The organism is Bacillota bacterium (assembly GCA_013178305.1).
In the GTDB taxonomy this organism is placed as follows: Bacteria; Bacillota; Sulfobacillia; order JABLXB01; family JABLXB01; genus JABLXB01.
Genome location: JABLXB010000008.1, coordinates 128,015 through 153,556 on the forward strand (window position 1 = coordinate 128,015; position 25,542 = coordinate 153,556).

The 25,542-nt window shown below is 61.8% G+C and carries 25 protein-coding genes, 8 tRNA genes and 1 other RNA gene; 29 read left to right on the forward strand and 5 right to left on the reverse strand.

From position 1 onward, the window contains the following. Positions 1-108: 108 nt before the first annotated feature. The 6 genes from HPY55_14725 to dhaM all read left to right on the forward strand — a co-directional run bounded on the left by HPY55_14725 (position 109) and on the right by dhaM (position 4,919). A complete protein-coding gene (locus HPY55_14725; protein NPV71866.1) occupies positions 109-588 on the forward strand; it encodes a PaaI family thioesterase in 480 nt (159 codons plus the stop codon). Then, positions 588-1,139 carry an HDIG domain-containing protein gene (locus HPY55_14730; protein NPV71867.1) on the forward strand — a complete coding sequence of 184 codons (552 nt, stop codon included), beginning with the start codon at positions 588-590 and terminating at the stop codon, positions 1,137-1,139. The genes HPY55_14725 and HPY55_14730 overlap by 1 nt, the downstream gene beginning before the upstream one ends. Positions 1,140-1,195: 56 nt before the next feature. Next, complete coding sequence (locus HPY55_14735) at positions 1,196-2,323, forward strand: HPr family phosphocarrier protein (GenBank protein NPV71868.1); 1,128 nt, start codon at positions 1,196-1,198, stop codon at positions 2,321-2,323. 130 nt (positions 2,324-2,453) lie between these two features. Continuing rightward, positions 2,454-3,455 (forward strand): dihydroxyacetone kinase subunit DhaK, encoded by a 1,002-nt coding sequence (gene dhaK / locus HPY55_14740; protein ID NPV71869.1) that lies wholly within the window; start codon positions 2,454-2,456, stop codon positions 3,453-3,455. Between the two features lie 48 nt (positions 3,456-3,503). Further along, entirely contained in the window at positions 3,504-4,145 is a 642-nt protein-coding gene (gene dhaL / locus HPY55_14745) for a dihydroxyacetone kinase subunit L (protein NPV71870.1), read from the forward strand. Positions 4,146-4,163: 18 nt separating this feature from the next. Continuing rightward, positions 4,164-4,919, forward strand: coding sequence for a PTS-dependent dihydroxyacetone kinase phosphotransferase subunit DhaM (gene dhaM / locus HPY55_14750; protein ID NPV71871.1), 756 nt, complete (start codon positions 4,164-4,166; stop codon positions 4,917-4,919). Positions 4,920-4,948: 29 nt separating this feature from the next. Here the strand turns inward: dhaM and HPY55_14755 are convergent, their stop codons facing one another. The 3 genes from HPY55_14755 to HPY55_14765 all read right to left on the reverse strand — a co-directional run bounded on the left by HPY55_14755 (position 4,949) and on the right by HPY55_14765 (position 8,610). Then, the gene (locus tag HPY55_14755; GenBank protein NPV71872.1) at positions 4,949-5,212 is read right to left on the reverse strand and encodes a MoaD/ThiS family protein; all 264 of its coding nucleotides are present in this window, start codon (positions 5,210-5,212) and stop codon (positions 4,949-4,951) included. A gap of 86 nt (positions 5,213-5,298) precedes the next feature. After that, complete coding sequence (locus HPY55_14760; protein ID NPV71873.1) at positions 5,299-7,011, reverse strand: M28 family peptidase; 1,713 nt, start codon at positions 7,009-7,011, stop codon at positions 5,299-5,301. A 177-nt stretch (positions 7,012-7,188) separates the two neighbouring features. After that, positions 7,189-8,610, reverse strand: a complete 1,422-nt coding sequence (locus HPY55_14765) for a sigma 54-interacting transcriptional regulator (protein NPV71874.1) — start codon at positions 8,608-8,610, stop codon at positions 7,189-7,191. 275 nt (positions 8,611-8,885) lie between these two features. Between HPY55_14765 and HPY55_14770 the strand changes: the two genes are divergently transcribed. The 17 genes from HPY55_14770 to HPY55_14850 all read left to right on the forward strand — a co-directional run bounded on the left by HPY55_14770 (position 8,886) and on the right by HPY55_14850 (position 21,237). Then, complete coding sequence (locus tag HPY55_14770; protein NPV71875.1) at positions 8,886-9,059, forward strand: hypothetical protein; 174 nt, start codon at positions 8,886-8,888, stop codon at positions 9,057-9,059. Continuing rightward, the gene (locus HPY55_14775; protein ID NPV71876.1) at positions 9,056-10,609 is read left to right on the forward strand and encodes a sodium/solute symporter; all 1,554 of its coding nucleotides are present in this window, start codon (positions 9,056-9,058) and stop codon (positions 10,607-10,609) included. The genes HPY55_14770 and HPY55_14775 overlap by 4 nt, the downstream gene beginning before the upstream one ends. A 41-nt stretch (positions 10,610-10,650) precedes the next feature. Then, positions 10,651-11,844 (forward strand): aminopeptidase P family protein, encoded by a 1,194-nt coding sequence (locus tag HPY55_14780; GenBank protein NPV71877.1) that lies wholly within the window; start codon positions 10,651-10,653, stop codon positions 11,842-11,844. A 112-nt stretch (positions 11,845-11,956) separates the two neighbouring features. Beyond that, complete coding sequence (locus HPY55_14785; protein NPV71878.1) at positions 11,957-12,943, forward strand: amidohydrolase; 987 nt, start codon at positions 11,957-11,959, stop codon at positions 12,941-12,943. A 27-nt stretch (positions 12,944-12,970) separates the two neighbouring features. After that, on the forward strand, positions 12,971-14,824 hold the full coding sequence (locus HPY55_14790; GenBank protein NPV71879.1) for an aldehyde ferredoxin oxidoreductase family protein: 1,854 nt from the start codon (positions 12,971-12,973) through the stop codon (positions 14,822-14,824). Positions 14,825-14,840: 16 nt separating this feature from the next. After that, complete coding sequence (locus HPY55_14795; protein ID NPV71880.1) at positions 14,841-15,524, forward strand: cysteine hydrolase; 684 nt, start codon at positions 14,841-14,843, stop codon at positions 15,522-15,524. A 76-nt stretch (positions 15,525-15,600) separates the two neighbouring features. Then, on the forward strand, positions 15,601-16,731 hold the full coding sequence (locus tag HPY55_14800) for an amidohydrolase (GenBank protein NPV71881.1): 1,131 nt from the start codon (positions 15,601-15,603) through the stop codon (positions 16,729-16,731). 199 nt (positions 16,732-16,930) lie between these two features. Continuing rightward, entirely contained in the window at positions 16,931-17,401 is a 471-nt protein-coding gene (gene smpB / locus HPY55_14805) for an SsrA-binding protein SmpB (GenBank protein ID NPV71882.1), read from the forward strand. Between the two features lie 205 nt (positions 17,402-17,606). Continuing rightward, positions 17,607-17,958, forward strand: a transfer-messenger RNA (tmRNA) gene (gene ssrA, locus HPY55_14810). 138 nt (positions 17,959-18,096) lie between these two features. Continuing rightward, complete coding sequence (locus HPY55_14815; GenBank protein ID NPV71883.1) at positions 18,097-18,612, forward strand: DUF2179 domain-containing protein; 516 nt, start codon at positions 18,097-18,099, stop codon at positions 18,610-18,612. 59 nt (positions 18,613-18,671) lie between these two features. After that, positions 18,672-19,400 carry a ribonuclease PH gene (gene rph / locus HPY55_14820; protein NPV71884.1) on the forward strand — a complete coding sequence of 243 codons (729 nt, stop codon included), beginning with the start codon at positions 18,672-18,674 and terminating at the stop codon, positions 19,398-19,400. Then, entirely contained in the window at positions 19,387-19,992 is a 606-nt protein-coding gene (locus tag HPY55_14825) for an XTP/dITP diphosphatase (protein ID NPV71885.1), read from the forward strand. The genes rph and HPY55_14825 overlap by 14 nt, the downstream gene beginning before the upstream one ends. Positions 19,993-20,027: 35 nt before the next feature. Beyond that, entirely contained in the window at positions 20,028-20,507 is a 480-nt protein-coding gene (locus tag HPY55_14830; GenBank protein ID NPV71886.1) for a metallophosphoesterase, read from the forward strand. Positions 20,508-20,604: 97 nt separating this feature from the next. Beyond that, a tRNA-Pro gene (locus tag HPY55_14835) sits at positions 20,605-20,681 on the forward strand. Between the two features lie 241 nt (positions 20,682-20,922). Further along, positions 20,923-20,996: transfer RNA gene (locus HPY55_14840), tRNA-Gly, on the forward strand. Between the two features lie 15 nt (positions 20,997-21,011). Beyond that, positions 21,012-21,087 (forward strand) — tRNA-Arg (locus HPY55_14845). 73 nt (positions 21,088-21,160) lie between these two features. Beyond that, positions 21,161-21,237 (forward strand) — tRNA-His (locus tag HPY55_14850). 27 nt (positions 21,238-21,264) lie between these two features. Here HPY55_14850 and HPY55_14855 read toward each other — a convergent pair. Continuing rightward, complete coding sequence (locus HPY55_14855; protein ID NPV71887.1) at positions 21,265-21,714, reverse strand: DUF3795 domain-containing protein; 450 nt, start codon at positions 21,712-21,714, stop codon at positions 21,265-21,267. 196 nt (positions 21,715-21,910) lie between these two features. Here HPY55_14855 and HPY55_14860 point away from each other — a divergent pair. The 5 genes from HPY55_14860 (at position 21,911) to HPY55_14880 (ending at position 23,148) form a co-directional block, all read left to right on the forward strand. Further along, positions 21,911-21,988: transfer RNA gene (locus HPY55_14860), tRNA-Arg, on the forward strand. A gap of 11 nt (positions 21,989-21,999) precedes the next feature. Beyond that, a tRNA-Gln gene (locus HPY55_14865) sits at positions 22,000-22,075 on the forward strand. 10 nt (positions 22,076-22,085) lie between these two features. Then, positions 22,086-22,160: transfer RNA gene (locus HPY55_14870), tRNA-Lys, on the forward strand. A 73-nt stretch (positions 22,161-22,233) separates the two neighbouring features. Further along, positions 22,234-22,320 (forward strand) — tRNA-Leu (locus tag HPY55_14875). A 441-nt stretch (positions 22,321-22,761) separates the two neighbouring features. After that, positions 22,762-23,148, forward strand: coding sequence for an FMN-binding protein (locus tag HPY55_14880; GenBank protein NPV71888.1), 387 nt, complete (start codon positions 22,762-22,764; stop codon positions 23,146-23,148). A 66-nt stretch (positions 23,149-23,214) separates the two neighbouring features. On the opposite strand, the gene HPY55_14885 is transcribed toward HPY55_14880, so the two are convergent. Continuing rightward, a complete protein-coding gene (locus HPY55_14885) occupies positions 23,215-23,940 on the reverse strand; it encodes a L,D-transpeptidase (protein ID NPV71889.1) in 726 nt (241 codons plus the stop codon). A 304-nt stretch (positions 23,941-24,244) separates the two neighbouring features. On the opposite strand from HPY55_14885, the gene HPY55_14890 reads away from it, so the two are divergent. After that, positions 24,245-25,474: an HD-GYP domain-containing protein gene (locus tag HPY55_14890; protein NPV71890.1), complete on the forward strand. Its 1,230-nt coding sequence runs from the start codon at positions 24,245-24,247 to the stop codon at positions 25,472-25,474. Positions 25,475-25,542 lie beyond the last annotated feature (68 nt).

A 25,542-nucleotide genomic window follows, 5' to 3' on the forward strand; every position in this document is an offset into this window, starting at 1 on the left:
CGTGCTTCAACCACCATCAACGCATGGCTACAAGAGGGGCCCATGTCACGGAAGTCGACATGGGCCCTTTTCGAACCGGCTCCATTACAGCGCGGCGGAGGGGACGAGATGAACGCATTAATCCGAGGACCCGAGTCGAATCCCAAGTGGGCTTCGTACACGTCGGGGTGTTTCGTCTGCGGGACGGACAACCCCTCCGGCATGCGCCTCACGTTCCGCCTCGAAGGCGACAAGTACGTGAGCGAATTCACGGTGGCCAAGGCGTATCAGGGATTTCCCGGCATCATGCACGGCGGCGTAATAAGCACGGTTTTGGACGAGATAATGGGGAGGTTCCTCTGGGTAAAGGGGTACGTGACGTACACCGCCGAGATGACGGTCAAGTTCAGGAGGCCCATAATGTGCGGGACGAAGATCCGCGTCGAGGGAGAGATCCTCGAGGTAAAGGGCAGGCGGTTCTACACCGCGGGCCGCATCCTGTCGGAGGACGGCGCGGTCATGGCCGAGGCCACGGGGTGCTTCGTCTCGAAACGCGACAGGCCGGCTTTGGACCTTGCAGCGCAGGATTCTACTGAGGAGGCTGTCTGATGGAACGTGCGGAAGCGGTAGCGAAGCTCAAGTCGGAATTGGACAACATCAATCTTTTCAAGCACTGCCTGGCGACCGAAGCGGTGATGCGCGCGCTCGCAAAGCGGCTTGGAGAAGACGAGAAGGAATGGGCCATGGCGGGACTCCTTCACGACATCGACCTTGGGCGGGTCAAGGATAACCTCGAGCGCCACAGCCTGCTCAGCGCGGAGATGGTTGAGGAAATGGGGTTCGGGGACGACATGGTTGACGCAGTCAGGGCTCACAACGAGAAACACGGTTTCCCACGTGAGACCAGGATGGCCAAAGCGCTCTACGCCTGCGACCCGTTGACCGGGCTCATCGTCGCAGGCGCGCTCATCCACCCGTCGAAGAAGCTCTCGTCCATCGATACGAAGTTCATCATGAACAGATACCGTGAGAAGTCGTTCGCACGGGGCGCCAACCGCCAGGTCATCGAATCGTGCTCGGAGCTCGGTCTCGACCTCGAGGATTTCGTGACTACGGGCCTCGAGGCGATGCAGGGCATAGCGGCCGACCTCGGCCTGTAGGAGGCGGACGCTGGCGCGCCTCATTTGTCGCCGCACCCTTTCGGGGGGTTCGGACTATGGTCAGCCTGGTAATCGTCTCCCACAGTACCCGGGTTGCCGAAGGGGTACGCGAGCTCGCCGAGCAGGTGACCCGGGGCAGGGTCAGAGTGGTAGCCGCCGGGGCTGTCACAGGGACACCCCCGGGCACGTGCTACGATTCGGTCCGCAGGGCGCTGGAGACCGTCGCCAACGAGGACGGCGCACTGGTGCTGGTCGACCTGGGGAGTGCAATTCTCACGACGCAGATGGCGCTCGAGGATCTCCCCGCGGCAAGGCGTCGCCGTATCCTGCTGTGCGAAGCTCCCCTGGTAGAGGGGGCGGTTGCAGCCGCGGCCCTGCTTGCTGCTGGAGCTTCTGTCGAGGAGGCGGCGGCCGAGGCGCGGGGAGCGCTGATGCCCAAAATGGTCCAGATGGGCGTTGGTCCTGCTGCGGCGAGCGGGTGGACGCATAGACCCGACTGGGACGCGATGGCCATGGTGACGGTGACACACCCGCTCGGGTTGCATGCCGAGCCCGCAGGCCTCTTCGTCCAGGCGGCTTCGCGGTACCAATCCGACGTCCGGGTACACAACGTCACCCGCAATACGCGCTGGTTCAGCGCAAAGAGCATGAACAACGTATCCCTTCTCAACGTCAGGCGCGGCCAGGAAATCGCGATTGCCGCAAGTGGACCGGATGCGGCGACAGCCGTTTCGACGCTCAAGCGCCTGGTGGAAAGCGACTTCGCAAGCGTCGACGCATCACCTCCCGCCAGCGCTGCCAGACCGCACTGCAGCTCACCCCACCCAGTCGGCCCCGGCCCGGGCGCCGCTGTGCGGGATGCCATCGCATTCGTCCAGGCTCACTATTCGAAACCTCTGACGACAGCCGGTGTCGCCGAGAGGGTGTTTTTCCATCCGCGTTACTTCTGTACCGTGTTCAAGGCATACACCGGTGTGTCGTTTGTCGAATACCTTACGCGGGTCCGCCTGGCCAGGGCCAGAGACCTGCTGACCCGCACCGACCTCGACGTGTCCGACGTGGCGTCGAGGGTTGGTTTCAAGGACCCGAACTACTTCAGCCGCGTTTTCAAGCGGTCACAGGGGCTGTCCCCGCGGGAATTCAGGCGGCAGTACTGCGCCGGCCTGAATCCTCCCCCGGTGTGAACCCGGCTCCGTGAAGTCTATCCAGATGTGTCTGATTCCTGTTCAGAGGTTGACCCAGCCCGCTGGAGAAACACCTCCTCGACCGGGATACGCCCATGAGACATAACATTTGGAAAGGGAGGGTGTGGTCGTGAAGAAACTGATCAACAGGCCCGAGGATGTCGTCCGGGAAGAGCTGGAAGGTCTCGCGTTGGCCCATCCGGACCTCGTTAAGGTGCACTTCGACCCGAACTACGTGTACCGCGCGGACGCCCCGGTGCGCGGCAAGGTGGCCGTCATTTCAGGGGGCGGCAGCGGTCACGAACCGATGCACGGCGGGTTCGTCGGCCGGGGGATGCTGGACGCCGCCTGCCCTGGCGCCGTGTTTACGAGTCCAACGCCCGACCAGATGTACGAGGCTTCCAAGGCTGTGGACGGTGGCAAAGGCGTGCTGTTCATCGTCAAGAACTACAGCGGGGACATAATGAACTTCGACATGGCGGCCGACCTCGCCCGCGGTGAAGGGATCGAGATCGAAAGCGTGATCATCAACGACGACGTGGCGGTCCAGGACAGCCTTTACACCCAGGGGCGCCGGGGTGTTGGGACGACGGTGCTTGCTGAGAAGATATGCGGCGCCGCCGCGGAACGGGGCTATGACCTGGGCAAGGTGGCCGCGCTTTGCCGGAAGGTCAATGAAAACGGACGGAGTATGGGCATGGCCCTTACGTCCTGCACGGTGCCCCACGTGGGAAAACCGACATTCGAGATCGGCAATGACGAGATGGAGATCGGCATAGGAATTCACGGGGAACCGGGCCGCCGGCGGATGAATCTGCAACCCGTAGACGAAATAGTGGAGATGCTCATCGAGCCGGTCATCGGGGACCTCCCGTTCAAGGCTGGCGACAACGTGCTGTTGTTCGTCAATTCGATGGGGGGTACCCCACTTGTCGAACTCTACGTTGTATACCGAAAGGCCCATCAGATTTGCGCGAGCAAGGGCCTCAATGTGGTCCGGAACCTGGTAGGGCCGTATATCACCTCGCTCGAGATGGCGGGCACGTCGATTACCTTGCTGAAGATGGATGAGGAGCTGCTCAGCCTGTGGGATGACCCCGTGAAGACCCCGGGGCTCAGGTGGGGTGTGTGAACGCGGTTGACACTGCAATGGACTGGTTCGCGGGGCGGGAGGGACCGTATGAACATCAGCCGGGATTCCGTACTGGACTGGCTCAAGGCGTGTGCGAGCATCCTGGAGGAAAGCAGGGATTACCTGACGGAGCTCGACTCTGCGATTGGCGACGCGGACCACGGCGCTAACATGGACAGGGGCTTTAAGGCCGTCTTGTCCAAACTGCCCGAGGTAGTCGCCAAAGACATCGGGAGCATCTTCAAGACTACCGGCATGGCTCTCGTCTCGACTGTCGGCGGGGCCGCCGGCCCCCTGTACGGGACGTTCTTCCTGCAGGCCGGAGTCGTCGCTGCGGGGAAAACGGAGCTCGCGCCCGGAGACTGGGTAGCCTCCCTCGACGCCGGCGTCAAGGGTGTGATCAACAGGGGCAAGGCCGGGCCGGGTGACAAGACGATGCTGGACGCGTTGCTCCCGGCACTCGAGGCCGCGCGCGCAGCCCTGGCCGGTGGAAAGACGCTTGAGCAGGTCCTCAGTGAATCCGCAGCTGCGGCTCGAAAAGGAGCGGAAGACACGATTCCCATCGTCGCGCGGCGCGGGCGCGCCAGTTACCTTGGAGAACGGTCCGCCGGCCACAGGGACCCCGGAGCCACGTCCGCATCCATGATCCTTACCGCCGCGGCGGACGTTTTCGGAAAGGCGAAGGGGTAGACGGGTGGGGTAGCCGGCATGGTCGGGATCGTTATCGTTTCACACTCTCACAAGCTGGCCCAGGGAGTCAAGGAACTCGCCGAACAGGTGGCGGGGGGCAAGGTCAATATCGCAACCGCCGGCGGCCTGGATGACAGCACCCTCGGAACCAGCGCCGAACGGGTGCTCCAGGCCGTTTCCGGAGCCTACGGCGACGACGGCGTGGTCATTCTCATGGACCTCGGCAGCGCAGTGATGACGGCGGAGGTCGCGGTCGAGATGCTACCCGCCGACAGGCAACGGCGCGTAGTCCTGTGTCCCGCCCCGCTTGTCGAGGGAGCAGTCGCGGCGGCCGCTCAGGCCGCCGCGGGCGCGTCGCTGGGTGAGGTCGATTCTGCTGCCCGCAGGGCGATGGAGCTCATGAAGCCGTCCGGCCGCGTGGCGGATTCCGGTGGTAGCTGTGGTCAGCCCGTCGTACCCGATAACCCGCCGCCGGCGTGTCCGGCGCTCGGGGGCCATGAAACAGCGCGGGTTCTCCTGACCTTGAGGAACCGGTATGGACTGCACGCGCGCCCCGCGGCTGAATTCGTCCGGACCGCCTCCAGCTTTGAATCAGCGGTATTCGTGAGGAACCTGAGCAAGAGCGGCTCCGTCGCGAACGCCAAAAGCATAATCGAGGTGCTGACCCTGGGAGCCGAGTCGGGTCACACGATCGAGGTTTGGGCAGAGGGGCGGGATCAAGCCGCCGCGCTGGAGGCGCTGAGGGATGTGGTCGAATCGGGCGCTGGCGAGTAGTCCGCTCGCTATGTGACGGCGGGAGGCTCTCAGCCGCCCATAACGGGGGCGAGAAGGACAATCTCATCGCCGTCGTGCAGGATGTCCGCGGGTCCGAGGGTCCTGCCTGACCGCGAAACCCAGACGGTGTGCCCGTCGCCGAGCCCGGCCGACATCCCGCGGAGGTCTGGATAGGCGACCTCCAGGTTGATCAGGAGATCCTTGACGGTTGTTCCTTCACCGAACGTCAGGATTTCCTGTGTTTTTCCCGCCAGATCCTGATAGGGTGGGAAGAAACGGACTCTCACGTTCACCAAGACACCCTCCGCACTGCTCTGTACATCAAATAGCCCCCGGCCGGATAAGCACCGGCCGGGGGCGCAGGAATGCGACACTCCCGCTACACTCCGGCCCGCTCAAGCGCCTGGACGGCTTCGGTTAAATACAGTATAAATCGGTTTCGCCTGCGCAGGTAGATGGGGTACAGCAGGTTGAACTCATCACCTTCGGCAGAGGCCAGTCTCTCGGCGCCGTCGAACATCGGGAATGCGGGGATTGCCCCAAAGAAGTCCGGGTCCGTGCGTTCGTTCTCCTTGAACGCGCAAGGTACCAGCGCTAGCGAGAGTTCACGCAAGACCCTGTTTGCCTTTGGCGGCTCTATCTCGCCTCTTCCGAGCACCTCGTAGAACCTTTCAGTCGTCCGCGCAACCTCCGACAGCCTCGCCCTGGCCGGCTCCAGGTCGAGCCGCTGGCCGACGGATCTCGACAGCAGGTCGAGCTGCTCCGAGATGTAGCGGCAGAGCGCGCGGAAATCGTAAGGAAGGTAGCGACACGAAAGCAGCCTGTATACCGTCGCCATGTATATCCTGGTGTCGCGGAGCAGGTTGTCCGGATCGATTTTGTCAATCGTGTCGAACTCCGTGTGCCACCACCAGCCCAGGCCGCCGCTGAGTTTCCCCCCGGTATGGAAACCCACGCCCTCGCTGCCGGGGTCCCTTGGTTGCTCCGAGAACGTGGCGAACGTACTTGTCAGTCCAATGCCGTAGAACGACTGGTCACCGAAACGGCCGATCCGCTTGCCGGCGAGATTGCGCCCCGTGACTTTCTTGAGGGCCGCCGCCGCAAGGCCGAACGATTGCGGCATGATGGGGATCTCCTCAAGGACGGAGGCCCCCCTGCCCCCCGTGGAGTCGGCGTTCACGTGGCCAAGGCACCTGTCGAGGAGCTCCGTCCAGTAGTGATCCGCGTACCAGGCCGAGCCGGCGAACCTGCCATGGGAGTGGCCCGACCAGAAGGCCAGCCTCAACCCGCGCCGCAGGCTACTCCTGTGCTCGGCGGCCAGCCTGGCGACCTCCATGACAGTCGCATTCGCGGCGCCGTTATCCATCGCTCCGTAATGCCACGAGTCAATGTGGCTGCTGAAGAGCAGGAATTCCCCTTCCTCGCGCCCATCGATGTCCGCTATGAGCAGCGGGAGCTGTCTCCAGCCGGTGTCCACCGCCGTGTGAATTCGTACCTGGACCGGGCCGCGCGCAATGGCGTTTTTCAAGTAATCGCCACCCTGACACGTCACCGTGATGCTGGGGGTGACCGGAAGCATGCCGAGGGTGTCCCTTGTAGGTGGTCCCCACAGTGGGGAGACGGCCGACTCATGCAGATAATCGTCGCTGACGAATATTTCCCCGATGGCTCCCCCGGCCTCCATCTCCAGGCATGCCTTGGACGAGGCCATGCCGTCCACGAGGACGATCTTCCCCCGTACGCAGTCTCCCTTCTTCGGATAGATCAGCTCTCCCGACAGTCCCGATTTCGCGGTGGATTTCGCAAACGAGTGGGTGATGCACTTAAACTGAGCCTGAGGATCGGATGGAATCGTTAACGAAGCGCTGACCGGGAGACTGATGAATGCGGGATGGCGCAGCAGTTCCGTTCGGTAGCCGAACGACTTGAGGATCCCGTTCACGTAGTTCATGGCCTCGGCTTCGCCCGTGGCTCCGGACAGGCGCACCCACGTAGCGATCTTCCCGGTCCACTCCATGAGATTATCTCGTGATACTTCCGACAGCAACACGTCTTCGAGCACCTGATCATAATCGAGATGATGGTCAGCCATTCGCCGTGCACCCTCCTAGCGTTCTAATGCCGTCCCACCACCTCGTCACGCACTGGCGTGAGTGCGGACACCAGATTGTGGTGCCCTGTCACTGGGCAGAGGGATCGTCAACCAACGGGGATCTCGAAAGCAAGCGCCATGCCAGCGCTCGCCGGCCGGTGGGGTGAGGGATGGTCGTCAGTCTGCGAGGGAATATGCACGTGAACGGCCCTGACCGGAGGCCCTCAGGACCCTCTGGTCGACGAGCTGGGACAGATCTCTAAATGCAGTGGTCCGGTCGACATTAGTCAGCTTACAGTACTCACGATTCGTTATCATACGATGTTCTCTCAGGTAGGAGAGCAACAGGGACCTGCGCGACAGGAACCCGGCAGCGGAGATTCTGGCCACGATCCGCGCCGGCAGGTCGATCTTGCGGATCATTCCCGCCCGGCACTGGTAGGCGGAGCTCAGCACGACGCTACGCAGTTCCCGCACGTTTCCCGGCCAGGCGTAAGACTGCAGGACCGCCAGGGCGCACGGGCTCACTGTCACGGTTCTGCCCGCCTTCTCTCGAAATTCGCTGGTAAAATGGGCGATCAGTGAGGGGATATCCTCCTTGCGGTCCCTGAGTGGCGGCACCTGGAGTTCCGCCACGCTGAGCCTGTAGAACAGATCGGACCTGAACTTCCCCTGGCGGCACAGATCCTCGATTGACCTGTTTGTTGCAGCGATTAGGCGAATGTTCAGGCGTCGCTCGGTGACCGAGCCGACTCGCCTGAGTACGCCGTCCTCTATCACCCTGAGCAGCCTCGGCTGGAACTCCAGCGGCATATCCCCGATTTCGTCGAGGAACAACGTCCCTCCGTCCGCGGACTCGATTAGTCCGGCCTTTCCTCCACGCCTGGAGCCGGTAAACGAGCCGTCTTCGTAGCCGAAGAGTTCGCTGTCAATAAGCCCCTCGGGAAAGGCCGAACAGTTCACCGCCACAAACGCGCCGCCGGACCGGGGGCTGATCTCGTGAATGGCCCTGGCGAGGAGGTCCTTACCGGTTCCCGTCTCTCCAGTAATAAGTACCGGAAGGTCGGTTGTGGCGATGACGCTGGCCTTTGCCTTCAGTTGCGCCATCAGGCGGCTCTCTCCAACTATGCTGTCGAAGCGATGGAGCGATTCGTCGGGCTCGAGATCGGAGGGCTCGGTGTACCCTACGCGGTCGATTACGCTGATATCCTTCGCCATCATGATGGTTCCCAAGAGGGTATCGTCCCGCATTACGGGCCGGATCTCCACCATGTATTGCCTGCCGTCCTGTCTCTGAGAGAGGCCGAAGACCGCCTTCTTTGTGCGCAGAACCTCGCAGATCTTCGACGGCGGGGAGAAATTCCGGACGTTACAGCCGAGGAGTTCAGCTTTCGTAATGCCCCTCATTTTGATGAATGCTTCATTGGCCATTATGATGTTTCCCTCGCCGTCCGTGACCATGACGGGGTCGTTCAGCAGGTCAAAGAATGCCTTAGCCCATTCGGCGTCGCTGAGATGTGTGGATATGAAATCATCGATCTCTTCAACCCACAGGTACTGCCCGATGACCCTTCGGCCGGGGATTACCATGTCCGACACCCCACGTTACCTCGTTTAGCCTGGGAAGGGAGTTCGCTGCCGGTTGATGAACACCTCCAGAATAAGCGGCTCGACCAGGGCAGCGGCGAACACGAAGCGGTTTTGAAGCGGATAGGAAAGGGAACCCGGGTGGCTCGCCGGCCTCCACAGGTGGGTATGGGATTTGCAATGTCATCCGCTGCGGGATGCCGGCATGAGCGCCCAGGGCTGGATGCTGGGCGTCCGCGCCCAGGACAATTCCGCCACGGCGCCCTGACGAAATGGAGGGATGAGAATTGTTCGGAATGCCTTGGCCAGTCGTATTCACTTTCATTCTGACTGCTCTCGGTTTCATCTTCTCATGTTTCTGGTCGGTGAATTTCGAGAGCATAACGGACCGCTGGCTGTGGAAGGACATCAAGGCAACTGAGGATCAGGTGAACCTCGGAAAGGAGGCCGGCAAGCAATGAAACCCGAATTTGGCGGCCCTACCGCAATAATCACGTTCATCGTGTACACGGCGGGCGTTCTCGGGCTGGGTTACTATGCATCAAGGAGAATCAAATCATCCGCCGACTTCTGGATCGGGGGGAGAAGCCTCGGGCCCTGGCTGACGGCGATGACACTGTACGCGACTACTCTCAGCGGCGCAGGGTATTTCGGTGCTCCCAGCGCCGGGTTCACCCAGGGCAACGCAATCGCCTGGCTCAACCTCGGCGCGTTTGCGGGCATGTTCATTTTCAACACCGTCGTCGGGCCGAAGCTGTGGCAGGTCGGAAAGATACACGGTCTGGTCACCGTCGAGGACTACCTCAACAAGCGGTACGGAGACGACGTCATTCCGACCCTGGCGGCGGTAGGCGGGAGCGTCTTCATGATGCTGTCGCTTTACGCGCAATTCAAGGCGACCGGGATCGTGATGTCCACCATCCTGGGATTGGACTACCTTGCGGCGTTGTTCGTATCACTCGGTGTGTTCACGATCTACACCGCCTTCGGCGGGGTGCTGGCAGTCGTCTACACGGACTTCCTGCAGGGCGTGATCATGCTTTTCGGTACGGTCTTCCTGATCGTCGTTCCGATACTCAAGGCGGGTGGGCTGACCGCCATGAATACGAAGCTGGCGACCATCGCGCCGAAGCTCGTCACGTGGCACGGGGCTTTTACGGCCGGATTCGCGCTTTCCTGGATAATCCACTTCGTGTTCAGCTTCAACAGCTCGCCGTACCAGGTGCAGCGCGGTTTCATGGCGAAGGGCTTCAGGACCTTCCGGACGATGTTGCCGATCATCCTGGTGTCGTTCTTCCTTACTTCGACGATGAAATACTCCGGGATGGCGGCCCAGGTCATGATCAAGGAAGGGACCATGGCGAAGCCCCCGAACGCCGACTGGCTGTTCCCCTACCTGGTGTACGCCATCTTCCCATCGGGTGTGGCGATTTTCTTCCTGATCGCCTGCATGGCCGCCATCATGTCCACCGGCGACTCGCTGCTGATGTACGTGAGCACCGCGCTGACAAGGAACGTCTACCAGAAGTTCATGAACCCCAAGGCGCCTGAATCGAGACTAATGAAGGTCAGCCAGTGGACTGTGGTCGCCCTTTCCACAATCCTGTTCCTCCTCGCGGTTTTGGAGCGGATCGCGGGCCTGCAGATCCCGATCATCTACATGCTGGTGCAGGTCGGCACGGGCGGTCTGACAACCCTCTTTGCGCCCGGGCTGCTCTACGGGCTCTTCTGGAAGCGCACGACCAGGTCCGGCGTGCTTGCCGGCATGTTGGCAGGCTCAGCCGCGCTCGTCGCCGCGTTCGTGTGCCGGAATGGGTACGCGGGGAAGGCCGTTCAGGAAGCCTATTACAGTTCCATCTGGTCGCTGGGAGGGTTCCACGAGGCGGCGCTTGGCGCCACGGTCGCGCTCGTGGTCACTCCGGTCATCAGCCTGCTCACGCGGGCGCCTGAAAGCGACCTCGTCGAGAAATGGTTCCCGGGCAAGGGCGTGCGCGCCGGCAAGACGGCCTGAGCCTTGCAGGATCAGCAATTCGTGGAAGGTGGGGATTGTCTTTGGAGGCGGAAACGGATAGGGACCTGTATCCAAGGTGTTCGGATGCCGAGTTCGAGCGGCGCCACAACAAGCTCCGCAAGTCCATGGATGAGAGGGGGCTTGACTGCCTCCTGATCTACGGCGGGTACAAAGAGATGTACCAGGCCAACGCCTTTTGGGTCACGAACTACGCGGATTGCTTCCAATCGTGGACCGTGTTCCCGCTGCAGGGGGAACCGGCGCTCTACAACACCCTGTACCCGCACCTTCTCTATGCCAAGAAGGTGTCCGTGATCAGGACGACGGAATGGGGCGGCCCGAGCATCGCCGAAACCGTGGTCAAGCGTGTGAAGGAACTGGGACTGGGAGAGGCGCGCATCGGGCTGGTAGGCATCGATAGCCGCCGGACGGTCAACTTCCCGCAAAGCCACTACGAGGTGTTTTGCCGCGAGCTGCCTGGGGCGAAATTCGAGGATGCCACGACGCTGGTGGAGAAGATCCGCTCGGTGAAGAGCGCGGAAGAGATCTCGTTCGTGGAGAAAGGCGCGAAGATTACGGACAGCTGTATGAAGGCCCTGGTGGACGCCGTCCGCCCGGGCGTCACGGACTTCGAGCTCTACGCGGTCATCAATGAGACGGCGTATCGCCTGGGAGGGGCCCCGAATTTCACGCTGTTCGCGTCGACCTCGATGCTTGATCCCAACATGCCGTACCCGTGGCCGCAGCCGTCGAAACGGACTGTCAAGAAGCAGGACCTCATCAGCAACGAGCTGTGCGCCAACTATGCTGGTTACTCCGGCCAGCTCATCCGGCCGATCGCGCTTGGCAAACCCCCGAAGGAATTCCTCGAGATCTACAAGATCGCGGAGGACCTGTACCACGCGATCGCCGGGGCGATCAAGCCGGGCAATACGGAGCAGGACGTGATCAACGCGGTGAAGCCGATCGCGGCCCGCGGTGGATTCTACCAGCAGGCCCCCCTGGTGCACGGTTGGGACAACAAGCCCGATCGCCCCTGGATCGGTCTCCCGGGCGCGGCCCACTTCCCGATAACGCCCCACGTTTTTGAAGAGGGGCAGCTGATCATGATCGAGCCGAACCCGTGCAGCCTGGATCTGAAAAAGGGCATATTCCTCGGGAGCCTGCACGTCGTCACCGGCACAGGGTGTCGTTGCCTGCAGGAGTTTCCGCTCGAGTTCACAATTAAGGAGTAGGTGGGCATCATTCTTCAGGGGCGCGCGTGAGTCGCGCCCCTGAAGAGGATAGCGGACGACGGGGCCGTCTATTCTCAGATGTGTTTGCTACTATGCCCGGATGGAGGCTCGCATGATCGTAGATGTTCACGCCCATTACGTCCCAATTCGAAACGGCGGCGGTATAGGCACGCGGTCCGCGCCGCGGCTCGTAGAAGTACTACCGTGCGCCGGCGGCAAGGTGAGTGTCGTGGTGAACGGGAAGGCTGTGGCGCAGGTGGAGCCCGGCCTTAATGACCTTGGGAAACAGCTGGAGGACATGGACAGGGAAGGCATCACCTATCGCCTGCTGTCAATCGCGCCGCCTATCATGCTTTACGAACTCCCCCCCGAGCAAGCCGTTGAGTGGGCTGCCGCTGTGAACGAGCAGCTTGCAGCGGACATCGACGGGAACCGCCGCCGCTTCGGAGGCCTGGCGACGCTCCCCCTGCAGGATCCGCAGGCCGCCGCCGGCGAACTCGAGCTGTCGATGACGGTCCGCGGATTTGCAGGGGCTCAGATTGCCACCAACGTGAACGGCGTGGAAATGGACGACCCGCGCCTCGAGCCGTTTTGGATGATAGCGGAGTCGCTTGGCGCGTTCATCCTGATGCACCCGCATTATGTGGCGGGGAAAAACCGTATGGAGGGGTATCACCTTCGCAACGTGGTGGGCAACCCACTGGACACTACTCTAGCCGCGGCGAGGCTGGTGTTTGGAGGGGTGATGGAGCGCCACCCCGGCCTCAGGATCTGCCTGTCCCACGCCGGTGGATATGCAGCTTTGGCGGCGGGACGCATGAACCATGCGGCCCGCGTGCGGCCCGAGATCAAGGGCCTCAAGAAACCGCCATCGGAGTACCTGAAGCTGTTTTACTATGACACGATCGCGCACGACGCAGAAGCGCTGGCGTTCGTGGGCCGTAAGATGGGACCGGAGCGGGTGCTGGCGGGCACGGACTACCCGTTTGATATGGGCGACCCGTCCCCAGCGCGGATCGTCGGTGAGGCCGGGTTTGACCCGGCAACCGCTGGTCTCATCCTCGGCGGAACGGCTCGGCGCTTGCTGTCGATACCGTAGGATAGTCCGGCTTAGGAGGCAGTGCCTTTGAAGGACTACGGGCGTTTGTGGGAAGTTGACTTGACTACAGGGAAGGTTACGAAGGATCAGATCTCTCAGGATGTGATCCGCCTCTACCTTGGCGGTCGCGGCCTCGGCGCGCGGCTGTTACTCGATTACCTCAAGCCAGGCACGGATCCACTGGCTCCCGAAAACGTGCTGATGTTCATCTCGGGACCACTGACAGGCACTCCGGCCCCTGGAGCTGGGAAGTACCTCGTCGTGACGAAATCCCCCGCGACAGGGGCCTGGTTGGAAAGCTACGCCAGCGGCCGCCTGGCGCTCGAACTGCGCTACTCCGGCTGCGACGTATTGATGATAAGGGGAAGGGCGGCACAGCCCTCGTACCTCTGGGTGGGCGACGGGGCGGCCGAAGTTCGCGACGCTCGCGATCTCTGGGGGTCTGATGCGTTTCGCACCGAAGAGATTCTCGCGCGGCGTTTCGGGGATCCCGCGCCCGGAATTGCGTGCATCGGTCCGGCCGGCGAGAACCTCATCCGGTTCGCTGGCATCAACAGCGACTTTTTCCGGCAGGCGGGGCGCGGGGGCGCCGGGGCGGTAATGGGCTCCAAGAACCTTAAGGCAGTCGTCGCGAGGGGGACGAAGGGCCTGTCCTGCGCGGATAGCGAGGGCGTGCTGTCCCTCCTGTCGGCGCACATCGACCGCGTTCGGGGCAACCCGGTGGCTGTCCGCCGCAGGGGATACGGCACCTCCCTGACCATGAACGCCACCAACGAATACGGCATGCTCCCTACCCTCAATTACCAGCGTGGGACTGCTCCTGAAGCCGGGGGCAGAATCAACGCCGAGGGCGTAGGCAAGGCGGCCTACCACACTCGGGGGTGCACTGCATGCATCACGCCCTGCGGGGTAATGACCCACACGCAAGGGCCGCTGGGGGACCAGTACCTCGAGGGTCCGGAGTACGAGACACTATGCCTGCTAGGCAGCAACTTGGGTGTCTTCTCACTCCCTTACGTGTGTGCGTGTAACCTGCTGTGCGATCAACTTGGGCTGGACACGATTTCAACAGGCAACGTGATCGGCTTCGCCATGGAGTGTTTCGAGCGTGGTCTGATCGGTACGGGCGACACGGGCGGACGGGATCTCAGGTTCGGTCGCTCCGATCTCGTGCCGGGGCTCATCAGGGACATCGCCTACATGAGAGGGTTCGGGCGGGATCTCTCGCTGGGGACCAGGAGCCTCGCGGCACAAGTAGGTCAGGGCTCCGAGAGGTGGGCGATTCACGTGAAGGGGCTGGAATTCTCGGCCTACGACCCGCGGGCGGCCTTCGGCGGAGGGTTGATATACGCAGTGGCTCCTCGCGGCGCCTGCCACCGCAGGAGCTCACCGGTGCACGTGGTGCGCAGGACCAGTGTTCTCTACGAACCTGACGGGCAGGCTCGAGTGGTGAAGGACCTCTTCGACGAACGGTCCATCCAGCATACTGTGCTGGTATGCGACTTCATCGGCAGGGGCGCCCCCGTGTCGGCGGATGAATACGGGGATTACCTGGGGTTTACGATTGGCGAGCATTTCACCGGCGATGAGCTTCAAGAGATTGCGGACAGGATAGAGACCACCATACGCCTGTTCAACAACAGGGAGGGACTGTCACGATCGGACGACACGCTTCCCCCGCGCATCCTCGAGGAGCCGCTACCGGACGGCCCGGCGCGGGGGAAGATCATCGGCCGCGCCAATCTCGATAGAATGCTGGATGAGTACTACCAGCTTCGCGGCTGGGACCCCGCGGGCGTGCCGACGAAGGAAACCGTGTCAAGGCTACAGATCAATCCGCAGACCTGGCTCTCGCCACAACGACAGGCGGTTTCGGGGTAATTGGGAGGTCACCACAATGAGCGATATCCCTCTTGGCAAGATAGAACCAGGACGTACGGCCCTCTTGCTCATCGATTTCCAGCGCCGCCACCTGGATGCCGAAATAGCGTACCACCCTGTGAGCAAAGAAGAAGCGGAAAGGATCGTCCGGAACGCCAGGCGCTTGCTCGAGTTTGCCCGCACAAGCGGTATTCCGGTGATATTTGTGGAGACGTTTTCGAGAAGGGCCTCGAAATGGGGGATCGTAGACGCGCGGAACGCGTACTGGGAAGCCCAGGCAAACCGCGTGGTTCCAGGCAGCAACTTCGTTCGTCGTACGGGCCGCAATGTGGAAGGTTCCGTTTACGCAGAAATCCTTCCGGACCTGGCTCCGGGACCGGATGACATCAGGGTGCTGAAGAAGCGCTACAGCGCTTTCTACGGCTCGGACCTCGAACTGGTGCTGCGCGGCCTCGGGGTTGACACCCTTATCGTAGCGGGTGTGAACACAAACAACTGTGTGCTTTCCACCTGCTTTGACGCATTCAATCGCGACTACAGGATCATCGTGATCGAGGACTGCTGTGGCAGCATGAACGGCGCCGACATGCACGAGTTCGCGATCAAGGAGATAAAGGCTGCCCTGGGGTGGGTCCGAAGTTCGGAAGAGATGGCGACCTTGTTACGCAGTGAACACGAGCAGGGAGCCGCACGGCCCTGAGGAGGGAACCCGGATCTTGGACGCTCTCGCCGCGCTGCTTCAACGGCGCGAAACTCAGATCAGAGAAGATTGGGCTATGCTTCATTCGATTCCGGAGGCGGGTTTCGAGGAGAAACAGACGTCCGCATTCCTTGCGGCGAGGTTGGAGCGGGCCGGGTTCGAAGTTCAAAGGGGGCTTGCGGGGACCGGCGTGGTGGGGTATTTGCGGGGGCACGAACCCGGACCCGTAGTGGGTCTGCGTGCGGACATGGATGCGCTCCGGCACGAATTGGATGGCCGCGTGGAAGCCCGCCACTCGTGCGGTCACGACGCGAACTGCACCATGGTGCTTGCGGCGGCCGAAGCGCTGGCCGCGTGTAAGGCCGTCCGGCGGGGTAGGCTGGTGATCGTGTTTCAACCGGCGGAGGAAATGCTGTCCGGCGCCAGAGCCATGATCGAGACCGGAGCACTGGATGGATTGGACTACCTGATAGGCGTGCACCTCCGGCCTAAAGAAGAACTGGGATACGGCACCGCGACACCCTCCGTCAGGCACGGGGCGTCCGGAATCATGCTGGCAACGATTTCGGGGACACCCGCGCACGGGGCCAGACCGCATCAGGGGGTGAACGCGGTTGAAGCCGGCGCGCTTGCGGTACTTAGCGTAAGTCAGGTGAGGCTGGACCCCAGGGTCTCCCATTCAGTGAAGGCCACCATGATAAGGGGCGGGGGTGTATCTCTCAATGTCATTCCCGACCGCGTGGAAATGGCATTCGACCTGCGAGCCCAGACCAACCAGATCATGACGGGTCTGCGAGAAAAGGTCACCAGGGCCATCAACCTGGCGGCGGGCGCGAACGGAGCGAAAGCCGAGGTCACCTGGAAGGGAGGGGTCCCTGCCGCTCAAGACGATCGGAATGTGGTGGAGGTCGCCACCGAAGTAATAAAGGATGTGCTGGGGCGGGACGGACTTCGGGCGCCGCTGCTTACTCCGGGTGGGGAGGACTTTCACGAATACCCGCTTGCCATGAAGGGCCTCAAGACAACCATTGTTGGACTAGGGGCCGACGTCACCCCCGGCCTCCATCATCCCGAGATGGTGTTCAATCGGGATATCCTGCTTCTGGGGGCCAGGATCCTGGCTGGCATTGCGTGCAGGATCTTTAACCAGGAGCCGGCGACCCGTGAGTGTTACGAGGCGGAAAGCGCGGGGGACACTGACTCTTGAGGCGGGCGATTGTGCCAGTTGCCTTGACAGGCCGTACGCGGGTTCGTATAATCTAATCTGCAGGGCAAACAGCGGTAGGTAAGTAACGGTAGTCGCCTGAACCCCTTCCGTTCTCGGACGAAGGGGTGTATTTGTCGGTGGGAGTTCACTATGGTGAACGGGGGCGCCGCACGGAGTCCGATATGGTGTGCCGGCCGGGGTGAGAAGGGTGGAAGGCGTAAAAATAATAGGTGAAAACCGCAAGGCCAGGCACGATTATCACATCGAGGAGACTATCGAGGCAGGCATTGCCCTGGTGGGGACCGAGGTGAAGTCGCTCAGACTCGGAAGGCTCAGCCTTCGCGATTCGTACGCCCAGGTGAAAGACGGCGAGGCGATCCTGTACAACGTGCACATCAGCCCGTACGAGCCGGCCGACCGGTTCAATCACGATCCGATGAGGCCGAGGAGGCTGCTGTTGCACAAACGGGAAATCTTGAGGCTTCGCCACAAGGCCGAGGAAAAGGGATACACGCTGGTCCCGCTCAAGATGTACTTCAAACGGGGCCGCGCCAAGGTCGAACTGGCGGTTGCGCGCGGCAAGAGGGAGTATGATAAGAGGGACGACATCGCCGAGCGGGACGCCAAGCGCGACATCGCGCGGGCCATGAGGCGCAGGGCGGACGAATAGGATCAGGCTCTTCAGACTCGGAGCCACCCGTGTGGCGACCGCAGGCCGCTGCGCTTCGCAAGTTGCGGCCGGGGCGTCGGTGGCATATCATGTGGAACACAGCCGGACATTGCAGCGTCAAAGAGCATACTCAGCGCGTGCGCCCGTGCGTCGCGCAGGCCGTGGACGGCGAATTGCGACAATCGAACGAACAGGTTTGGGATTTGGGGGCGAACAAGGTTCGACGGGGGTTGTCATGGACCGGGGCAGCGGGTCGAGCGTCCGCAACTCGTAAATCCGCGGAACAAGATAACTGCCAACACAGAATACGCTCTAGCCGCTTAACGCGGTTACGCTCTGCCGGACCCCTCCCGCGGGAGCTGGACAGGGCGTCATAAAAGCGGGATACCCACCGGTACCTGGCCCGGGGACTGAATGGGGAAACCAACGGGCTGGCCGGAGCCGGACCCTGCCCTTCGGGGGCCGGTAACGGCGAGAAAGCCAAACAAGGGATACACCCGTAGAAACCCCTGTTGGTGAGCCTTCGGACGAGGGTGCGATTCCCTCCGCCTCCACCATATTTTGGCTGGCAGAGCGAGCCTCTGCCGGCGGCGGGACCAGGCGACGTTCGCCTGGTCTTTTCGCTTCCACCGCTCCAACATGTGCTATACTTAGTGGGTAGACGGCAGGACTGGTCATTCAAGGAGACATCCGATTTGGTCCTCGTATTCGAAGCGCTTTTTATCTTCCTCTGCAGGGTTGTAGACGTATCTCTCGGCACCGTGCGGCTGCTCCTGCTGTTCAGGGGCAAGCGCCTGCAGGCCTCGGTGGTAGGGTTCTTTGAAGTGCTCGTGTTCATCAACGCGCTCGGGCGCGTCGTGAACAACCTGGATAGCCCCGTGAAGCTCCTGGCCTACGCCGCCGGTTTCGCGACGGGGAACTTCGTGGGCAGCAAGCTCGAGGAACGCCTGGCGCTCGGCTACCAGACGGTCCACGCGGTATTGCCTCAGAACTGCGCGGATAAACTGACTTGCAGGCTGAGGGAGGCCGGTTTCGGCGCCACCGTGGTTTCCGCCAGCGGACGCGAGGGACAGCACAGCATGGTGATGGTGACGCTCCAGAGGAAAGCGCTGCCCGCGGCGCTCGCCCTGATAGAAACCGAGACTCCGGACGCATTTGTGACTATACTTGACACAAGGCAACGCAGGGGCGGGGTTTTCGAGTACCGTTAGCGCAATGCGCCATTATACGCTATCGTGGGGGTGTTTCGGTGGTTCGTTCCGACGGCAGGATGTGGAACCAGCTCAGGCCGGTCAGGATCACCCGTGGGTACCTCAAGTTTCCCGACGGCTCGGTTCTCGCCGAGACCGGCGATACAAAGGTTATTTGCTCGGCGACGATCGAGGAGAAAACCCCGTTGTTCCTGAAAGGGACCGGACAGGGGTGGGTCACCGCCGAGTACGGAATGCTCCCGGGTTCGACGCCCACCCGCATGCAACGTGAGGCCACCAGGGGGCGGCCGGGAGGCCGCACACTCGAAATCCAGCGACTGATCGGCCGCGCCCTGCGCGCTGTCGTGAATCTGGGCGCACTCGGTGAGCGGACGGTGTGGGTCGACTGCGACGTAATCCAGGCCGACGGGGGGACCAGGACGGCGTCCATAACCGGGGCGTTCGTCGCGGTGGTAGATGCTCTGTCGGCTGCGCGAGAGAGTGGCCTCATGCAGAGGCTTCCCGTCAACGACTTCCTTGCTGCAACCAGCGTCGGGATAGTAGACGACACATTCCTCCTCGACCTTGCGTTCGACGAGGATTCCCGCGCCCGCGTTGACATGAACGTGGTGATGACCGGCAGGGGCAATATGGTCGAGATACAGGGGACCGGCGAGAGGGCGCCTTTCTCAGTTGCCGAGATGGAGCGCCTGATTACGCTGGCCCGTGACGGAATAACCCAACTGATCGAGGTTGAGAAGGCCGCCCTCGGGCCCCTCGCGATGGAGGTCGGCCGTGCCGGCGAGTAGACTGGTTATCGCCACGCACAACAAGGGGAAGGTGGATGAGATCCGCGCCCTCCTCGACGGTATCGACGTCGAGGTGTTGTCGCTGGCCGAGTTCCCGCACGTGCCTCCCGTCGATGAGACCGGCTTGACATTCGCGGAGAACGCCGTGATAAAGGCGCGTCATGCCGCCGAGGCCACGGGCATTTTGGCCGTGGCCGACGACTCCGGCATCGAAGTCGATGCGCTCGGGGGGCGGCCGGGCGTCATATCGGCGAGGTTCTCGGGACAGGGCGCCACCGACGAGTCGAACAACCGCAAGATCCTCGATCTTCTCAAGGATGTCCCGTTCGACCGGCGTACCGCGAGGTTTGTCTCGGTCATCGCCGTCTGCGACCCCGCCGGACGAGCAGAAACGGCAACCGGTGTGTGCGAGGGCGTGGTGACGTTCGAACCCAGGGGAACGAGCGGCTTCGGTTACGACCCGCTGTTCCTTGTGCCTCAGCTGGGGAAAACATACGCTGAACTGGGATTAGAGGAGAAGAACAGTGTCAGCCACAGGGGGCGGGCACTCAGGGCGGCGCGCCCTATCCTGCTGCGGATGCTGGGTGCCTGACGGAGGGCCCGGGCCGGCTTCGCGGAGGTATTCGATTGATTCTCGGAATTGTCAGCGATTCTCATGGGGATGTCCCGCGGCTGAAGCGTTTCCTCCGCGAGGTCGGCCCGGTGGACGCTATTCTTCACGCGGGCGATTTCTACGAGGATAGCAAGAAATTGTCGGGGATAACCAAGGTCAAGGTCATTGGGGTCATGGGCAACTGCGACTACCTGATGACCGGTCCACTGGAAAAGGTGGTTGAAGTGAGTGGGAAGAAGGTACTGCTCGCCCACGGCCACCAGTACGGCGTGAAGAGAGACCGTGAGGCGCTGAAGAAGCGGGCAGTATCGCTGGGCGTCGACGCAGTCGTATTCGGCCACACGCACGTCGCGGAGACATTCTGGGCAGGAGACGTGCTTTTCGTAAACCCCGGCAGCTGCCACTACGGCAGGGGGTCACATGGTCCTTCGTACGGCACGCTGGAGATTACCCCCGATGGCGGGATGGTGGCGTCCATCCACTATCTCGAGTGAGTTCCCGGACCGTTAGCGCAGGTAAACCGCAGGTAGGCGTGGTCACCGGTGATTTGACTGCGCTGATGTGGTCAACTATACTAGGTAGTGCAGGATTCGGGGCGTAGCGCAGTTTGGTAGCGCGCTTGGTTTGGGACCAAGAAGTCGCCGGTTCAAGTCCGGCCGCCCCGACCATTCTTCCCCTCGAAGCAGGACCTTCGCTCATTTGCCAACAGCAGCCCTTGCCGTTGACCTGGCGAAGTCCAGAATCGGCGAGCCTGCGGCGCTCGACGGAGTGAACTGGGTTCCGTGAGCCGCCCGACCCTTCCGACGTCCCGCGGGCGCACCCGTACCGCCCATGCTTGGCTGTTGGCAAGCAGGGGTTCCTTGATTTTGGCTCCCTAATCGGTTAAAATATAGGACGCGACACTGCCGAGCGGGTGTAGCTCAATGGTAGAGCTCCAGCCTTCCAAGCTGGTTACGTGGGTTCGATTCCCATCACCCGCTCCAGTTCTGATAACCCGCGCGCCTGTAGCTCAGGGGATAGAGCACCTGCCTTCTAAGCAGGGAGTCGCAGGTTCGATTCCTGCCAGGCGCGCCACCTGGAAACGACCGCGCCCGGGCGACCGCTGGATTCCGGCGACACCGGGCGATATCGTGCGAAAAGGTTCGTGGTGAGTGTAGCTCAACTGGTTAGAGCGTGGGACTGTGGCTCCTAAGGTTGCGGGTTCGACCCCCGTCACTCACCCCAATTTACTTAGAACCGGACGACCCGCCCTCACTTATAGCGCGGGTCGTCTTTCGTCTCTTCATAATAGGCGTCGGGGCCAATCTGCCGCATACGCTCGTTCATGGCGATCCAGCGCGCTTTCAGGTTGGGGTCGAACCTGCTTCTATCGCAGGGGAATTCCGCACACTCGTAGCAGAATGCCACGTTCTTGGCCCGATAGCATTCCCGGACTCCACAATCGGGATGCTTGCAGGTGCCCTTCCTGCAACCGAGGCATTCGCCCTTCGTAAGGTAGTCGAGCAATTCCTTGAAGGCTGCGTAATTCTCGAACACAGGCATCCCGAGTTTGACGAACCTCGAAGCGAATGTGTCGAAGTTGCCGAGGCGCTCCTTGAGCAACCGGGCGTACCCGGCGATCTCACCGTCGGCATAGGCAAAGCACTTCTCGCAGCTCAGACCACAGGGAGCCAGCGCCTTCAGGACCATGTCGGTAGCCATTCAGGTCCCCCCAATTCATGTCAGCCGTGGCACAAATTATTCAATTCGGCAGATGGAGGCCCCATTCCTGCAAGGTGTCGCTGAGCGCGAGCGCTGCGGGCGGCGGTGGGCAATTGAGATGACCCAGTACCTAGCGGACCTTTGCCTTGATTGGACCCCCGATCTGTGTTAGGATATTTGTGCGATATTTGCAGGGGCGCCCGTAGCTCAGTCCGGACAGAGCCGCAGACTTCGGATCTGAAGGTCGCAGGTTCAAATCCTGCCGGGCGCGCCACTGAAATATACTGGGGCGTAGCCAAGCGGTAAGGCACGGGACTTTGGATCCCGCATTTCGTAGGTTCGAATCCTGCCGCCCCAGCCAAAGATTTTATGGGCCATTAGCTCAGCGGTAGAGCACCCGCCTTTTAAGCGGGGTGTCGAAGGTTCGACCCCTTCATGGCCCACCATATTATATCTACAAGGCTCATCGAGGGACCCGTCAGCCGGGTCCCTCAACCGAATACCGTTTCGGTTTTCAGTGCGGGTGTGGCGGAACTGGCAGACGCGCAGGACTTAGGATCCTGTGGGTGTACGCCCTTGTGGGTTCAAATCCCACCGCCCGCACCATTGTTTAGCAGTTCTTCCAGCAGGCTTACGGTTCACATACGATTCAGGTAATCGTGAAGAAGCGCCTGAAGCTTCACGTCCGCGGGGTTCGGCTTCTCCCCGTTTCCAGCGCCATTCGGTTTGGCGGATTCGGCTTTGGCCCCAGTCATGCCTGCCGTGTGGGGATCGCGTTCGGCAGGCCGGGTCGCCTTCTGCCGGACCTCCTCAAACGATTCCGCAGACCGCTTATTGTTCGGAGACATATGGCGCTCGCTCCTCTCTACGGGTTCACTGGCACTTTATGCTATCTACGGATGCCCCACCTTCACCCGCCAGAGCGGTTAAGGGTGCCCCGTAGGCGTAGTCCTGGGATAGCTCTGACGGGCGGGGGCGGGGCGCAAAGGAATTCGGCTGCGTTAGCGGGAAGATGTGGGGCTGAAGCGGAAGACCGGAGGGCTAACCATGAAGCTTGTACTCATCATCCTCGGTGTCGTGGTCGTTTTGATCGGCGGCTTCATGCTCATCTTCAACGCAGGCATGGGCGAGATCAAGGCGATGTCAATCGGCCAAGTGGACCTTTCAAAAATCCCCGACGGAGTCTATCGTGGCTCTTTCAAGCGGGGCAGGTGGGCCTACAACGTCGAGGTGACCGTCAAGGATCACAAGATCGAGAAGGTGACCCTGCTCGACGACAAGATGAGGATGTTCGAGAAAGTGAACAGTGAGCTGGTCTCGCGGATCTTGCAGAGACAGACTGTCCGGGTGGACGCAGTGACCGGTACAACCATCTCCAGCAAGGCGCTGCTCAAAGCGGTGGAGACCGCACTGAGCAGCAGCCCACGCGGCTAAGAGAAGACAACGAAGATAGCGTTGTTGAAAGGCGAGACAGCCGGCTGTACCCGTGTGCGCGGGTGACTACCATCTCGCGTAATGCCTCTCCGGCTTTCGCGGGCGGGGTGTACGCTCCCCGCGGCCGGGCTGACCTGATCGGGCTATAACAGGCGGTGCCTCACCGCCGCCTGAACCACCTCTCCTCAGCACCACCGGAGTGCCTATCTGTACCAGCCCACAGAGTTCCTCCACGTCGCGGTTGTGCATCCGGATACATCCTGCCGACACCCTGTGCTCGATGGAGGCGTCGTTGTTCGTGCCGTGAATTCCGTAGGGTGAATCGCTCAGCCCAATCCACCTGGAACCAAGCGGGTTCTGTGGACCCGGCGGGACGGGGGCCTGCCCCCTGGGGTACCAGGTTGGGTGCCTGAGGATTGAGGAAACCACGAAGCGCCCCTCGGGAGACGGAGTAGAGGGCTTGCCCACGGCTATCGGGTAACGTCTCACGACTTCGCCGCGCCGCATTACGAGGAGCGCGAGGGCCCCGGTGTCTATTACGACCTCAGGGTCGCCGCTGTCGCCAGGCTCCAGGGGGACAGGCGGTTGTTGCTGCCCCGGCGGCGCATCCGGTGGAGTGTCTCCGTGCGGTGTCGCGCCTTCCGCCGGACCCGGCGCGACTTCGATCTCCCCCGGCGAGCCGGGCCCGTAGACTTCCGCGGAAACTGGGTGGGGCGTGTTTGCCGGAGGTTGAGTCAGCGCGAGGACCACGACAAGGACGCCTGTGAACGCCAGCGACGGTACCGGTCTCACCCTTGGAAACCCCTTTCCCGGTCGAAAGACGCATCGCTGACATCCTATGCTTGGGGGCTCGGCAAGATGGACTCTACGCTTGTGGTCAGGCAGATGGAATACCGGAAGCCGGCGCACGCGGGGCGCAGAGCCGCATCCCGGCGGCGGTTGCGGATTGGGGGACACGGCACCCAGCCGCAGGTCGGCAGAATTCGACTAGTTACAACAAATATTGAGGTATTTAGACGGACGCGTTAGTATGTAAGGTAATACATCATCTTGTAGGATATGGCATAGTAAGACGAATCCTGGGGGGTGATTCGGCTTGCGCCTCTTGCCGACCAATATTATTGAACCCGGCATGAGGCTGGCGCGGTCCGTTGTGGACGGCGACGGTCGCCTGGTGCTGGCCAGCGGGACGACCCTGCGGCAGCGGTACATAGACTTGCTCCTGGAGCAGGGCTACACCTCGCTCTACATAGCCGACGATATCATTCAGGTCGAACTCTCCGAACCGGTCACGCTCGAAACGCGCCAGTACACCATGAGCTGCATAGTCGATTTCGTCGAGACGGGGGTGCTTGGAGCTGACGGCGGGTTCATCCGTAAGTCGTTCGCCGGAGTCAAAGAGGCATCCGCAGGCTTGCGGCCTGCCGTGAAGCCCGGCAAACGGTTGCGGCCCGACGTGGCGGCGATTGTAGCGAAGGCGGCGGGGATGCTCGTCAATGAGGTGATGGCCAGGAAGGAGGTAATCATCGGCCTCATCGACGTCAAGTCTCTTCACGATTACACCTTTGCCCACTCCGTCCAGGTCGCGCTGCTAGCGATGGTAGCAGGCAGGATGATACACTACAACAGGCAGCAGCTCCTGGAACTCGGCGTAGGAGCGCTCCTGCACGACGTGGGAAAAGTCCAGGTCCCCGACCATATCTGGTACAGGAACGGGGGACTGTCCCCGGATGAGCTCGCGGTGGTCCAGTCCCACCCCGAGATCGGCTACGAGTACATGAGGAAGGCTAGGATAGGCCTGCTCTCGGCACATATTGCGCTTCAGCATCACGAGCGGTGGGACGGCAGCGGGTACCCCCGCGGGCTCAAGGGTGAGGAGGTACACAAGTACGCCAGGCTGTGCGCAGTATGCGACGTTTTCGATGCCATGACATCTGACCGCGCGCACAAGGCCGCGGTGCACCCGTACGAGGTGCTTGCATTCCTCGCCGACAACGCCGGCACCCTGTTCGACCCGAAGGCGGTGTCCGCTCTGCAGGCGGTCGTGGCGCCGTATCCCGTCGCCACGAGCGTCATTCTATCGACAGGCGAGGTCGCCGTGGTCAAGAGGATCAACAACCACGCGCTCGAGCGGCCTGTAGTGGTCGTTACCAAAGACCCGCAGTGGAACTTCTATGCAAAGTATCGCGAGCTCGATCTGTCAAAGGAGCCCGACATGGAGATAACTGGGCACATCTCCTGGTACGACGATGCCCCGAGGGAAAGCCCCGCGAGGGCCCCCGCCCCGGACCTCGGCGACGAGCCGGCAGAAGAAACAGAGGGCTGATGGACGGCACCCGCGCACTCATCCTGCTGGCAACCGGTTGATGACAGGGCCGCGGCCGGTTCGCCGGT